Annotated in this window: 12 protein-coding genes; all 12 read left to right on the forward strand. The window is 47.1% G+C overall.

Features of this window, described 5'->3' with window-relative positions; translation table 11 throughout:
• Positions 1-27: 27 nt before the first annotated feature.
• The 12 genes from IFO66_RS00940 (at position 28) to pknB (ending at position 13800) form a co-directional block, all read left to right on the forward strand.
• Positions 28-912 carry a YicC/YloC family endoribonuclease gene (locus tag IFO66_RS00940; protein ID WP_192023345.1) on the forward strand — a complete coding sequence of 295 codons (885 nt, stop codon included), beginning with the start codon at positions 28-30 and terminating at the stop codon, positions 910-912.
• A 35-nt stretch (positions 913-947) separates the two neighbouring features.
• A complete protein-coding gene (remA, locus tag IFO66_RS00945) occupies positions 948-1208 on the forward strand; it encodes an extracellular matrix/biofilm regulator RemA (RefSeq protein ID WP_005548256.1) in 261 nt (86 codons plus the stop codon).
• 15 nt (positions 1209-1223) lie between these two features.
• Positions 1224-1796, forward strand: a complete 573-nt coding sequence (gene gmk, locus IFO66_RS00950) for a guanylate kinase (RefSeq protein ID WP_192023346.1) — start codon at positions 1224-1226, stop codon at positions 1794-1796.
• Between the two features lie 78 nt (positions 1797-1874).
• On the forward strand, positions 1875-2084 hold the full coding sequence (rpoZ, locus tag IFO66_RS00955; protein ID WP_192023347.1) for a DNA-directed RNA polymerase subunit omega: 210 nt from the start codon (positions 1875-1877) through the stop codon (positions 2082-2084).
• 207 nt (positions 2085-2291) lie between these two features.
• Positions 2292-3581, forward strand: coding sequence for a bifunctional phosphopantothenoylcysteine decarboxylase/phosphopantothenate--cysteine ligase CoaBC (gene coaBC / locus IFO66_RS00960; RefSeq protein WP_192023690.1), 1290 nt, complete (start codon positions 2292-2294; stop codon positions 3579-3581).
• Positions 3574-6228 (forward strand): primosomal protein N', encoded by a 2655-nt coding sequence (gene priA, locus IFO66_RS00965; protein WP_192023348.1) that lies wholly within the window; start codon positions 3574-3576, stop codon positions 6226-6228. The genes coaBC and priA overlap by 8 nt, the downstream gene beginning before the upstream one ends.
• Positions 6229-6318: 90 nt before the next feature.
• Entirely contained in the window at positions 6319-6795 is a 477-nt protein-coding gene (gene def / locus IFO66_RS00970; protein WP_192023349.1) for a peptide deformylase, read from the forward strand.
• Between the two features lie 3 nt (positions 6796-6798).
• Positions 6799-7740 carry a methionyl-tRNA formyltransferase gene (gene fmt / locus IFO66_RS00975; RefSeq protein WP_192023350.1) on the forward strand — a complete coding sequence of 314 codons (942 nt, stop codon included), beginning with the start codon at positions 6799-6801 and terminating at the stop codon, positions 7738-7740.
• 248 nt (positions 7741-7988) lie between these two features.
• On the forward strand, positions 7989-9314 hold the full coding sequence (rsmB, locus tag IFO66_RS00980; protein ID WP_237684584.1) for a 16S rRNA (cytosine(967)-C(5))-methyltransferase RsmB: 1326 nt from the start codon (positions 7989-7991) through the stop codon (positions 9312-9314).
• A gap of 381 nt (positions 9315-9695) precedes the next feature.
• The gene (rlmN, locus tag IFO66_RS00985) at positions 9696-10748 is read left to right on the forward strand and encodes a dual-specificity RNA methyltransferase RlmN (protein WP_192023352.1); all 1053 of its coding nucleotides are present in this window, start codon (positions 9696-9698) and stop codon (positions 10746-10748) included.
• A gap of 5 nt (positions 10749-10753) precedes the next feature.
• Positions 10754-11521, forward strand: a complete 768-nt coding sequence (locus IFO66_RS00990) for a Stp1/IreP family PP2C-type Ser/Thr phosphatase (protein WP_192023353.1) — start codon at positions 10754-10756, stop codon at positions 11519-11521.
• Positions 11518-13800, forward strand: coding sequence for a Stk1 family PASTA domain-containing Ser/Thr kinase (pknB, locus tag IFO66_RS00995; RefSeq protein WP_192023691.1), 2283 nt, complete (start codon positions 11518-11520; stop codon positions 13798-13800). The genes IFO66_RS00990 and pknB overlap by 4 nt, the downstream gene beginning before the upstream one ends.

Here is a 13800-nt window from a genome sequence, read left to right on the forward strand (position 1 = left end):
TACAATAGGATAATGGATGTGGTTCCCATGGTTTATAGTATGACGGGCTATGGTCAGGCCGCCAGAGAATTAGGCGGCTATAAGATCAATATTGAGATGAAATCCGTCAATCACCGATATAGCGATATCGTGCTTCGTATGCCTCGCGAATGGGCGGGGAGCGAAGATCGTTTGCGACGTCTTGTTGCACAACACGTCAGTCGTGGTCGTATTGATGTGTATGTGAATAAGGAGCGTACGAGCGAATCCGCCTTTGAAGCGGAATGCAATATGGGTGTTGTCGATGCCTATGTGCAGGCCGGTGAGCAACTGAAACAGCGCTATGGGCTGGAAGGATCGCTGCTTGTAAATGATTTGCTTCGCCTTCCTGATGTGATGAATGTGCGTGAGAAGGCAACATGGTCTGATGAACAATTGATTGCTGTTCTAGAAGACGGCTTCACTGAAGCGTTGAACGGCTTATGCCGGATGCGCGAGATTGAAGGCCGTCATCTTGCTGATGATACATTGGAAAGGTTGTCCCGACTTGAAAGTTTACATACGGAGATGATCCAATGGGCGCCAAGCGTCGTGGAGGAGTATCGGAGCAAGCTTAAGCAGCGGCTTGAGCAATTGCTCGACCAGTCTGCTGCATTCGATGAGTCTAGATTCGGTATGGAAGTGGCCATCTTCGCAGAGCGCTCTAACATCGATGAAGAGTTGACGCGCTTGAAGAGTCATTTTGCTCAATTCCGACAACTATTGTCCAGTGGAGAGCCGATTGGCCGTAAGTTAGACTTTCTTGTACAGGAGATGAATCGCGAAACGAATACAATCGGTTCGAAAGCTAATCATCTGGAATTGGTCAATCGAGTTGTCGATATGAAAGCCGAATTAGAGAAAATTCGAGAGCAAGCAGCGAATATCGAATAGAGTATGTAGCGTTCGTATATGAGGGAGGACCTATCATGGCAATTAAACTGATTAATATCGGTTTCGGGAATATCGTGTCCGCGAACCGCATCATTTCAATCGTGAGTCCCGAATCGGCTCCGATTAAGCGTATCATTCAAGAAGCACGAGATAGACATATGCTTATTGATGCAACATATGGCCGCCGTACGCGCGCGGTTATTATTACAGATAGTGATCACGTTATTTTGTCCGCGGTTCAACCGGAAACGGTTGCCCATCGTTTATCAACGAAGGATGACGACAACGACGAATAAAAGATGGAGACGATTATGAAAAAGGGTTTATTAATTGTACTGTCTGGTCCCTCAGGCGTAGGCAAAGGCACGGTATGCAAAGCACTAATGAAAAAAGTGCAAAATGTAACATACTCAGTATCCGCTACGACACGTCAACCACGTCTTGGAGAAGTGGATGGCGTTAATTATTTTTTCAAATCTCATGAAGAGTTCCGCAGTATGATGGAGAACGATCAGTTGCTCGAACATGCTGAATATGTAGGCAACTACTATGGAACTCCACGTGCTTTCGTGGAAGAAACGCTTGCGGCAGGCAAGGATATCATCTTGGAGATTGAAGTTCAAGGTGCCTTGAAAGTAAAAGAGAAATTCCCAGAAGGTATTTTTATTTTCTTGCTTCCTCCTTCTTTGGAAGAACTCAAAGATCGTATCCGCGGACGTGGCACGGAAAACGAAGTCGTTATCGACCATCGTATGAACGTTGCTGTTGAGGAAATCGCATTAATGGAGCATTATGATTATGCGGTCGTTAATGATGAAATCGACTTGGCTTGCAAGCGAATAGAAAGCGTCATTATTGCCGAACACTGTAAGATTGAGAAATAAGGGATACAACGATTGTGTAAGGTGCACTGTCTCAGTGCACCTTGTCATACGTTTATTACGATAAGAGGGGTGCAAACTATGCTTTATCCATCTATTGATGAACTAGTAAGAAAAGCTGATAGCAAATATTCGCTCGTGGTGGCAGCGTCAAGACGTGCTCGTCAATTGCGCGAGGGCAGCCGTACGGAATTGACTCAACCCAAATCCCACAAATATGTTGGGGTTGCGCTTGAAGAGATTTATGGTGAACAGATTCACATCGAACAAGAACGTCAAAATCATTTCTAATGAACAAGAGCATCGTATGCTGAATCTTTATGATTCAAAGGCGATGCTCTCGTGTTGTATATAAGCAAGATGACTGTCTGAGCAAGTGAGTTGTGTTAGGCAGTTACTTATCCATGAACAACCCGTTGGTGAATGACGTCTGTTGACGTTTTGAACCGAAGGTTGTTATTTTTTTCATCAGCATGTTTAGGGAAAGGCGGGGACATGATGCTACATGGAAAAACGATTGTGCTTGGTATAACAGGCGGGATTGCTGCCTACAAAGCGGCAGCGCTGTGCAGTAAGCTTACTCAGGCTGGCGCGAGCGTGCATGTCATAATGACAGAGAGTGCAACGAAGTTCATTCCCGAGCTGACATTACAGACATTATCACGCAATCCAGTCTACACGGATACGTTTGATGAACGTGATCCATCCGTTGTGTCCCATATTAACTTGGCGGATCGGGCTGACTTGTTCTTAATCGCGCCTGCAACAGCAAACATACTCGCAAAGATGGCCTATGGACTAGCTGATGACATGTTGTCTACAACATTATTAGCTACTACTGCGCCAGTGATGGTGGCACCTGCTATGAACGTGCATATGTATGCGCATCCTGCCGTCCAGCACAATATGGAGCTGCTGCGTCAGCGTGGCGTCCATTTCATTGAACCGGCTGAAGGGCCGCTAGCATGTGGTTATACGGGGAAAGGGCGTCTAGAGGAGCCTGAATTGATCGTAGAGCATGTGAATCAGTTCGTTGAGGGTGCTGCAATACGATCCTCGCTGTATTCGGTTAGTAGCGATGGGATCAATGAGTCAGTTGCTGCGATCGACAACAAACCAGACCTATTAGCAGGACGCCGAGTGATGGTGACAGCTGGCGGAACACTGGAACGTATTGATCCCGTTCGATATTTAACGAACGATGCATCTGGAAAAATGGGGATTGCGATAGCCGAGGCTGCACGCGACATGGGTGCGGATGTAACCCTTATCGCTGGACAAGTTCAGACGATGATCCCTGCGGGGGTTGACGTTATTCGTGTAGAGTCTGCTCTTGATATGTTGACAGCTGTACAAGCCCATTATGATAAGACGGACATCGTGGTTAAGGCAGCTGCCGTAGCGGATTATCGTCCGAAGTTTCGTGCTGAGCAAAAAATAAAAAAGACAGCCGATTCGCTAGTACTTGAGTTAGAGCGGAATCCTGATATACTTGCATGGCTTGGTGAGCATAAGCAGCATCAAGTGCTTGTGGGCTTTGCGGCAGAGACGCACAATGTAGCGGAATTTGCTCAAGGGAAGCTTAAGCGGAAAAATTGCGATTTGATCGTAGCTAACGATGTGTCTCGTTCGGATATTGGCTTCGGCTCGGACAATAACGAAGTACTTATCTTTGATGGACAAGGGCTTGTTGAATCTGTATCGGTACGTGCGAAGCAGGATGTGGCCAAACGAGTACTAGCGCAGGCGGCCAAGCTGCTTCCTGAAGAGGTGCTTGTCATTGACTAATTCGACCGATTCGGTCCACATCGCGCGAGTCATTGTAGATGTGCCGAGCAAACAGACTGATCGACCGTTCGACTATGCCATTCCACATGATATGGAACCTTGGATTGAAATCGGTAGCCGAGTAGGAGTTCCGTTCGGTCCGCGCACGATTCAAGGAATTGTTATCGATCGAGTAAACGGTACGAACATTCCGAGTAAAAAGCTGAAGCCGATTCAGCAATTATTAGATCTTGTTCCACCACTCCCTCCTGATTTGGTTAGGTTGGCGGAATGGATGAGTCATCAGTATGTATGTACGTTTACAGCTGCACTACAAGTCATGATTCCTGCTGCTTTGAAGGGTAGGACGGAAAAGGCGCTTCGACTTGGGACTGAGGCGCTGCGTCTGTTAGAGACTCAACCTGTCATTGATGACTGGGATGAGAATGGAGCAGGTGCGGACGATAGTTTCTGGCAGCAAAGCGATGAAGAGCTCGAGCTAGGCAAGTGGAGCGGTGAGCAGACGTTGATTGGCTGGCTGAACCGTGAGCTGCTGCATCAGCCTATGTATCGCCGTTTGCTCGCTTATGTGAAACAGCATGAGCCTGTAACAGCAGAGAAATTACTGCAAACATTCCCTTATGCAGCAAAGGCGATCCGCGCTTCTCTGTATGCAGGGTGGCTGGTGGAAATTGAGCGCATTAAAGATAGAATTGGCGTAAAGAAGCTGAAATGTGTTTGTCTAACATTATCTGAGGAAGAGGCTCTTGCCTTTACAACTACACTCAAAGCCAAACGTCAGCAAGAAACGATGGAGTACTTGCTCGCTATGAATGGCGAGGCTCCATTGAAAGATTTGAATGCTTCTGCGGTTAAGGCATTAGCAGACAAAGGGGTAGTGCGGATTGAGGAGCGAGAAGTGCTTCGTGACCCATATAAGGAGAAGCACTTTCAGCCTACACAACCATTACCGCTGACAGATGAACAAGCGCAAGTGTATGGTCAATTGCAAGAAGCGTTAGATCATGAGAAGGCAAAGACATTTTTGCTTCATGGCGTGACGGGCAGTGGCAAAACAGAAGTATATCTTCAAGCGATTGCACGCTGCCTTGCCTCGGAACGGGAAGCGATTGTGCTCGTACCTGAGATTTCACTTACTCCGCAGATGGTTGAACGATTCAAAGGTCGCTTCGGATCTAAAGTGGCTGTGCTGCACAGTCGATTGTCGCAAGGCGAACGTTATGATGAATGGCGTAAGATACGTGAAGGAAGTGTTTCGGTAGCAATTGGAGCGCGCTCCGCTATATTTGCACCATTTCGCCGCATCGGTCTTATTATTATTGATGAGGAGCATGAAACTTCCTATAAGCAAGAAGAGACGCCTAAATATCATGCACGTGATGTTTCGATTGAGCGAGCTGTACAGCATGGAGCGGTCGTTGTGCTAGGATCTGCTACACCTTCAATGGAAACCTACTACGCCGCGAAAATGCATGGCTATGACGCCCATTCTCGGGGATTGGAGCGTCCGCTATGGGATGTTGAGCTGTTAGAGATGCCAACACGAGTTGCTGGTCGTCCATTGCCCCCAGTTACGGTCGTAGATATGAGGGAACAGCTAAAGATTGGTAACCGTTCGATGTTCAGTGCCCCATTGGAGGAAGCGTTGGAAGATCGGTTGGCAAAAGGGGAGCAGGTTGTGCTTCTCTTGAATCGAAGAGGGTATTCCACCTTTATCATGTGCCGAACTTGCGGTTATGTGGCTCAATGTCCAGAATGTGATATTTCACTGACGTATCATATGAAAACGGAGCATCTTCGCTGCCATTATTGTGGATATACGGAACGTTCGCCGCAAACTTGTCCAGAATGCGAGAGCGAACATATTCGATTTTTCGGGACAGGTACGCAGCGTGTTGAAGAGCAGTTGGCGCGGCGGTTCCCTGGCATTCGGGTCATCCGAATGGATGTGGATACGACGACGGAGAAAGGCTCGCATGAGAAAATGCTACAGCAGTTCCGCGAACGACGTGCGGACGTCCTGCTTGGTACACAGATGGTAGCGAAAGGATTAGACTTCCCTTATGTTACGCTTGTTGGCGTTATCGCTGCGGATTCTGCCTTGCATATGCCTGATTTCCGAGCGGCAGAAAAGACGTTCCAACTGCTTACTCAAGTGGCGGGACGTGCTGGAAGACATCATCTGCCTGGTGAAGTTGTCGTACAAACGTATGCGCCAGAACATTATTCGATTATACATGCGTCTCAGCATGATTATAAGGCTTTCTCATCTGAGGAGCTGCGGATGCGTAGAGCTCGGATGGTTCCACCGTTTTGTCGCTTGGCATTGCTTACGATGACACATGAAGAGCTGCCGTTGTTAGTCCGTGCTGCTGAGAATGCAGTCATTCGCATTAAGGAAATAGCAGAGGACTGGGGCTTGCTTAAGCCGTTACATGGCGCGGTTCAGGCTGTAGACGTGTTTGGGCCTGTAGCCTCTCCGATTCCTCGGATTAAAAATAAGTACCGCTTCCAATGTACGATTAAATGTCGGGGAGAGGTGGATTTACCTTCGCTTGTGGCAGCTGCATTGAAGACACTGGAACCGATGACTCGCGAACAAGGTGTATTGTTCCACGTGGATGTTGATCCGCAAATGATGATGTAAATCTATATTTGTACTACTTTTTCGTATGATATTTTAGAATAAGGATATATATTGATTTTTATAAGCAAATGATTAAGGATGGTGTCTTACATGGCAATTCGCATTATTGTTCACGAACCAGATCCGGTTCTTCATGAAGTAGCAAAAGAAGTAACAAAGTTCAACGCTAACTTGCATAAATTGCTCGATGATATGGCTGATACGATGTATCATGCAGAAGGTGTAGGCCTTGCTGCTCCGCAGATCGGTATTTTGAAGCGTGTTATCGTTGTTGACGTTGGCGATGACAATGGTTTGATCGAAATGGTTAACCCAGAAATGGTAGAAAAAGAAGGCGAACAGCTTGGACCTGAAGGCTGCCTCAGTATTCCTGGGTTGAATGGCGATGTGCGTCGCTACAAGAAGATCCATGTTAAAGGATTCGATCGTCACGGCAAGCCAGTTGAAATGACGGCAACGGACTTTTTGGCTCGTGCGTTCCAGCATGAGATTGACCACTTGAATGGTGTGTTATTTACCTCTATTGCTGAAAGTGTGTATGAAATTCCGCGTCAAGAGAAGGAGTAAGGGATGACAAAAATCGTATTTATGGGGACACCGCAGTTCGCGGTGACAACCCTGCAAATGCTGCTGGATGAAGGTTATGATGTGGCGGCAGTTGTTACCCAGCCTGATCGCCCCGTTGGACGCAAACGTGTGTTGACGCCAACTCCGGTAAAACAGCTGGCCATGGAACATGGCATTCAAGTATGGCAGCCTGAAAAGCTGCGTACTTCTGAGACAGTAGAAGACATTCGCAAGCTGGCGCCTGATCTCATTGTGACAGCAGCTTATGGACAAATTTTGCCGAAAGCGGTGCTTGATGTTCCACGTTATGGCTGTATTAATGTGCATGGTTCTTTACTGCCTTATTATCGTGGTGGTGCGCCTATTCAACGTTCGATTATAAATGGCGAACCTAAGACTGGCGTAACGATTATGTATATGGCCGAAGGTATGGATACGGGAGACATGCTTACGCGTGTAGAAGTGCCAATTACCGATGAAGACAATGCTGGCACGATGTTCGAGAAATTGAGCGTCGAGGGAGCAGATCTTCTTCGTCGTACTCTGCCTGACTTGTTAGCAGGTAAGTTGACAGCAGAAGTGCAAAATCATGATCTTGCAACGTATGCACCAAACCTTAAGCGTGAAGATGAGTTGATCGATTGGTCCAAGTCTTCGCGTGCCTTGTTCAATCAGGTTCGAGGGCTTGTTCCTTATTCAGGCGCGTTTACGACATGGAACGGAGAAGTTTTCAAAGTGTGGAAATGCGTATGGAAAGAGCAAGGACAAGCTACTTCCTCTGCTGTCCCTGGAACGGTACTCAACGTATCCGAAGATGGTATCGAAGTGCAAACTGGTGACGGTTCGATCTGGTTAACAGAAGTACAACCAGCGGGGAAAAAGGCGATGGAGGTTCGTGACTTTGTTCGCGGAGGCAAGCTTGAGACAGGGACGGTGCTAGGGTGAAGAAAGGCAATTCTAATAGCTCTAACGATTCCAGTCAGCAGAAGTCTACTCATTCCCATGCTCAACAAGGAGCACAGCGTAAACGTACTAGCTCAACGCCTACATCTCAATCGAAGCGTTCGAGTTCGGATCAAGTCTCTTCTTCCCTGAAGAAGGGTGCGGGAGCTTCTCCGCAGAAGCAAGGCGGAAATCACGCGCCCCGTCCTCGACGGAAGACAGCACGCGAGGTAGCACTGGACGTACTAGTTATGGTGGATAAGCATCGCTCTTATAGTAATTTGCAGCTGAATGCAGCATTGCAAGAGGCGGAATTGGAACGAGTCGATGCGGGCTTAGCGACAGAGCTTGTATACGGAACGATTCAACGGTTGAATACAATTGATGGTGTCCTGCAATTAAAAATTGCGAAGGGAATCGACAAGTTGAAGCATTGGATGCGCAATTTGCTGCGGATGAGTTTGTATCAGCTGCATTATTTAGACCGGGTACCTTCGCATGCTGCTGTGAATGAAGCAGTCGCGATTGCGAAGCGCCGCGGCCAGCAGGCAATGGGTGGATTCGTGAACGGTGTATTGCGCGCCGTGATGCGTGAGCCGGAATTGTGGAACGCTCCGCATCCAGACGATGCCGTGAAGCGTATTGCCTGGACACATTCACATCCAGAGTGGCTTGTCTCCCGCTGGGTGGAAGCTTATGGTGTTGATGCGGTCCGCAGCATGTGTGAAGCGAACAATACCGCTCCACATGCAAGTGGAAGAGTGAATCGTATTCGCTCGACGCGCGATGAATTGTTGGAAGATCTGCGTGCAAACGGGATCGATGCAGAACCATCTTCACTTAGCCAAGATGGTATTGTTGCTCATCAGGCTGGTAACTTTGCGTTTACATCCGCGTATCGGGAAGGCAAACTTTCCGTACAAGATGAAAGCTCTATGCTTGTCGTTGAAGCTGTTCGTCCGCAGCCGGGCATGCGCATCGTAGATTGCTGCGCTGCTCCTGGTGGCAAGTCCATGCATATTGCAGAACGGATGGATAACAGGGGAGAGCTTATTTCTAACGATGTCCACGCTCACAAGGTCAAGCTGATCGAAGAGCAGGCTGCACGACTAGGATTATCTTGCATTCGGGCAATCAATCACGATGCGGCGGAGCTTAGTCAGCATTTGCCGGAGCAGTCTTTTGATGTTGTTCTACTGGACGCGCCATGCACAGGATTCGGTGTCATTCGACGCAAGCCGGACCTGAAGTGGACGAAGACGGACTCTGATGTAGCGGCCATAGCAGCGCTGCAAGCGCGACTTATCCGTGAAGCAGCCAAGCTTGTTAAGCCGGGCGGTAGATTAGTTTACTCAACGTGCACGATTGAGCATGAGGAGAACGAGGATGTTATACAAGCGTTTGTAGAAGAAGCAAGCCTTGAGCAACAATGGTCTATGGATGACACTTGGAAATTAGCGCTAGATTCTTCGAAGCTTGGTGCTGCACTTAAACGCAGTTCGGCAGGTATGTTGCAAGTGCTGCCGCACGATGCGGATTCGGATGGGTTTTTCATTGCTTGCTTGCAAAAGCAGTAGGGTGAGATTTACAAGGTAGAGCCTAAGTTATATTCCAATTTAGCTGCATATGCCACGGTACATGAAGCACATGACCCCGCTATTGGCTGCCTCGGTTTAATCCAGCGGCTTAGCGGGGCTTTTTTAGGAAATTATACAGTTGGAGCAGGCAATAGCTTTTTGAAAGTAAGCCAACTGTGGTACAATAAATTATTACGATGCTGTGTTCATTGTCAGTTGGATGATGTAAGGCTGAATTCTTTACTGAATGAATGAGCTGTTTGACGGAAAATAGTGCATAGTATATTCTACAAGCGGGCGGAGTTTATCCGTCTACAGAGATGATGGAAACAGGCACAATCCGATTATATGACATAGAGAAAGCGCAGGGATAGATACCGAATGAAACCTTTTATATACGACTTAACGTTTGATCAATTGCAAGTTTGGCTTAAAGAAAATGGGGAGCCGGCATTTCGTGCTGGGCAAATTTTCGATTGGATTTATGTAAAGCGCGTAATGAGCTTTGAGGAAATGTCTAACTTGTCCAAAGGTTTACGTGATAAGTTGATGGATAACTTCCAATTCGTTACGTTGAAAGAAATTACACATATGAAATCGTCTGACGGGACAATTAAGTTCTTGTTCGGTTTGCATGATGACAATGCAATTGAAACGGTTGTTATGAAACACAACTATGGCAATAGCGTTTGTGTAACGACGCAAGTCGGCTGCCGTGTTGGTTGTACGTTCTGTGCTTCCACGCTCGGTGGTCTGAAGCGTAACTTGACAGGTGGAGAAATTGTTGCTCAGGTTGTTGCTGCTCAAAAAATACTGGATGAGACGAATGAGCGTGTCAGCAGTATCGTTATTATGGGAATTGGCGAGCCGTTCGAGAATTATGACGCGACAATGGTCTTCTTGCGCAATATGATTCATGAAAAAGGTCTTAATATCGGTCAGCGCCATATTACCGTATCTACCAGCGGTATCGTGCCGAGCATTTATAAATTTGCAGAAGAAAACACACAGATTAACCTTGCGATTTCCATCCATGCACCGAATGATAAGCTGCGTTCGAAGCTAATGCCAGTTAACCGTCGCTTCCCATTCGAAGAAGTGATGAACTCGCTTAAATTTTATCAAGAAAAGACAGGTCGTCGCATAACATTCGAATATGCACTAATTGGTGGCGTAAACGACCAAGTTGAGCATGCAGAAGAACTTGCAGATGTACTTCAGCGAATGGACATGCTAGCGCACGTCAACCTAATACCAGTTAACTATGTTCCAGAACGCAACTACGTTCGTACACCGCGCAATGACATCTTTAAGTTCCATCGTGCGTTGGTGGATAAAGGAATTAACGCGACGATTCGTCGTGAACAAGGGCATGATATTGCCGCAGCTTGCGGTCAATTGCGTTCGAAGCATATGGAATCCAATGCGAGGTGAATGAGATGAAGGCTGTGCACCGTTCTGATATCGGCAAAGTACGCGCAGTAAATGAAGATCGTGCTTATGCAGCGACGCTGTCTAACGGCTACACGCTCGTTATCGTCGCTGACGGCATGGGGGGACATCAAGCTGGTGATATTGCAAGTCGCTTGGCCGTCGAAACCGTTGTAAATGAGCTGAGACAGCTACCTTCTGAGTTAGATGAGAAGGATAGAGAAGATGCTTTGAAAAGTGCTATTTTTCGAGCAAATGATACGATTTATCATATTGCATCGCAAGATGAGAAGTACAACAACATGGGAACGACGATTGTCGCTGCGCTGCTTCAACAGGATGAAGGAACGGTTGCTCATATTGGGGACAGCCGTGCTTATATCATTAGCCCGCAACATATTCGGCAGCTCACCGATGACCATACGCTCGTCAATGAATTATTGAAGTCAGGGCAAATTACGCAGGAAGAAGCGAATCATCATCCACGTCGCAATGTGCTTACCCGTGCGCTAGGTACGGACGCTCGTGTGCGCGTGGATGTAGCGCCACTTCGTGTGGAACAAGATGAAACACTGCTTCTATGCAGCGATGGCTTAACGAATATGATTAGTACGAAAGAAATATGGTCGACAATTGTTGATCCATCTTTGCCGCTGGAAGTGATTGCAGATCGATTAATTGAACAGGCGGTAGAAGCTGGTGGAGATGATAACGTTACGGTGATTCTTGCCCAAGCTCAAGCAAGTGTTGCGGAGAAAGTGGGGTGGAACTCGTGATAGGAACTACATTAGCAGGTCGATATGAAATTATTGCTCGTGTTGGTGAGGGTGGCATGGCGCTTGTGTACAAAGCGCTGGATGTACTGCTGAATCGCTACGTAGCTGTGAAGGTGCTGCGTCAGCAATTCGTACATGACGAGGAATTCGTGCGCCGCTTCCGACGCGAAGCACAATCGGCCGCATCATTATCCCATCCCAATGTCGTAAGCATTTATGATGTTGGACAAGAGGATGAAGTGCATTATATCGTCATGGAATGCATCGATGGCCAGAATTTAAATGAGATTATTAAAGAACGGGCTCCGCTTCAGTCAGAAGAAGCCATTCGCATTGCGACTCAAATTTGCGATGCGCTTGATCATGCCCATCACAATCATATTATTCATCGTGACATTAAACCGCATAACATTTTAATTGGTTCAAATGGTCGCGTGAAAGTAACGGATTTCGGTATTGCTAGAGCTGTAACGTCTTCGACGATTACACAAACAGGATCCGTAGTAGGCTCTGTACATTATTTTTCACCTGAGCATGCGAAGGGCATTTCAACAGGAGAGAAGTCCGATCTCTACTCATTAGGCATCGTTCTGTATCAAATGCTGACAGGCCAGCTTCCTTTCTTAGGAGAGAGCCCTATTAGCGTTGCGCTTAAGCATTTGCAGGAGCCATTTGAGGAGCCTCGTGAATTAAATCCGAGTATTCCGCAAAGTGTGGAGAACGTTATTTTAAAATCAATGCGTAAAAATCCGGATGAACGTTATCAGTCTGCAGCGGAAATGATGCGTGATCTAGAAACGGCTCTCCAGCCTGAACGTTTGCGTGAATCCAAAGTAAAATTCGTGTCTCCTAATTCTCCTAATTATCATTACGGGGATCACGAAGAGACGCGTGTTATGCCGGCTATTCGCCTTCCTTATGAACAAGATGCTCTTCCGTCAGATACGCAAACGGGCGCGTCTGCAGGAAGATACGTGGAGACGAAAGGGTTTGATCATCAGTCTGAGCCATCGATTGGTAGTTCTTCATCGACTGCCAATACACGTCAGTCTTTGGCCCCTAGAGGGAGTATGCAGGAAGGAGTGGGAGCTGTGCAATCCGCACCACCATCTTCGACCGCACCAGTACAGAAAAAATGGGTTAAACCAACATTATGGATTACATTAACATTGGTATTCCTTGCTATTATGATCGGTGTTGTATTTTATGTAAAAAGCTTGCTGGCTGTTGAGGAGATTAGCGTCCCTGAATTAGTGAACTTGACGGAATCCGAGGCGAAGGCGGAATTGGAGAAATTCAAGCTTGTGCTGGAAGATCCTATTATTCGCAAGCCGCAAGCAGGTGTTGCAAAAGGAATTGTATACGAACAGAGTAAAGCGCCAGGTACAAAAGTGAAGGAAGGCGCCTCTATTAAAATATCCGTTAGTGAAGGCGAGCCTGCTAAGCCGCTGCCGAATTTGATTGGTCAACCTTATGACGATGCAGTTAAGATGCTGCTGGATATGGGATTTGACAGCAAGCGTGTTCACCGTAAACCTGTCTTTAGTGATGACGTGCCTGAAGATTCGGTAGTGTCGATGACACCAGGAGCTGGAGAAAATATCGACCCGCTCAAAGACTCAGTAACGTTAGAAGTGAGCAAAGGCAAGGAATCGTTCAAAATGCCGAACCTAGTCGGCTCTACGAAGGAAGAAGCCATTGCCAAAATAGAATCGCTTGGCTTGAAGTTGAAGCAGCCTGACGGAATAATTGATGAGAAGAGCTATCTGCCAGAAGGTCAAGTCATTAAGCAGATGCCTTATTATCCGAATGAGCTTGTTACAAGAGGAATGGAAGTAAGCATATACGTAAGTGCTGGATATCCTAAAGACGCGGTGGAATACAGCCTCCAAATTCCGGTTCCTCCTAAGGAAGAAGGTAAACTGAGTACGATTGAAATTAAGTATACCGACGCACGTGGAGAGAACGTAAAATTGGAAAAAAGAAAGATCAGTACGACACAAATATTCAGTGTTGATCTTGTCGTAGATCCAAGGAAGGATGGAGTTGTATCCGTCGAACGAGATGGTGAATATTTGGGGGCCTACCCCGTAACTTATGTGGATGTGAAGCAAGGTACGGTGCCGATTCCTCAGATTCAGCCTTCAGCGCCAAGTGAGCCTACTGGGGGCAGCGAGAGTCCTCCTCCTAGTGAAGGGGAAAGTGGAGGCGAGGGTGAGTCCTCTGAGTCAGATAATGAAAATGCCCAGGATGGTGAACATGCTGGGCATGGAGGTTAA

The sequence above is a fragment of the Paenibacillus arenosi genome, from assembly GCF_014841135.1.
In the GTDB taxonomy this organism is placed as follows: domain Bacteria; phylum Bacillota; class Bacilli; order Paenibacillales; family Paenibacillaceae; genus Paenibacillus_B; species Paenibacillus_B arenosi.

Excerpts from the sequence above, each read along its gene's own strand:
- gmk (WP_192023346.1), top strand. The coding sequence starts at position 1,224 with ATGAAAAAGGGTTTATTAATTGTACTGTCTGGTCCCTCAGGCGTAGGC.
- fmt (WP_192023350.1), top strand. The coding sequence starts at position 6,799 with ATGACAAAAATCGTATTTATGGGGACACCGCAGTTCGCGGTGACAACC.
- remA (WP_005548256.1), top strand. The coding sequence starts at position 948 with ATGGCAATTAAACTGATTAATATCGGTTTCGGGAATATCGTGTCCGCG.
- def (WP_192023349.1), top strand. The coding sequence starts at position 6,319 with ATGGCAATTCGCATTATTGTTCACGAACCAGATCCGGTTCTTCATGAA.
- coaBC (WP_192023690.1), top strand. The coding sequence starts at position 2,292 with ATGCTACATGGAAAAACGATTGTGCTTGGTATAACAGGCGGGATTGCT.
- rlmN (WP_192023352.1), top strand. The coding sequence starts at position 9,696 with ATGAAACCTTTTATATACGACTTAACGTTTGATCAATTGCAAGTTTGG.
- rsmB (WP_237684584.1), top strand. The coding sequence starts at position 7,989 with ATGGTGGATAAGCATCGCTCTTATAGTAATTTGCAGCTGAATGCAGCA.
- IFO66_RS00990 (WP_192023353.1), top strand. The coding sequence starts at position 10,754 with ATGAAGGCTGTGCACCGTTCTGATATCGGCAAAGTACGCGCAGTAAAT.
- IFO66_RS00940 (WP_192023345.1), top strand. The coding sequence starts at position 28 with ATGGTTTATAGTATGACGGGCTATGGTCAGGCCGCCAGAGAATTAGGC.
- rpoZ (WP_192023347.1), top strand. The coding sequence starts at position 1,875 with ATGCTTTATCCATCTATTGATGAACTAGTAAGAAAAGCTGATAGCAAA.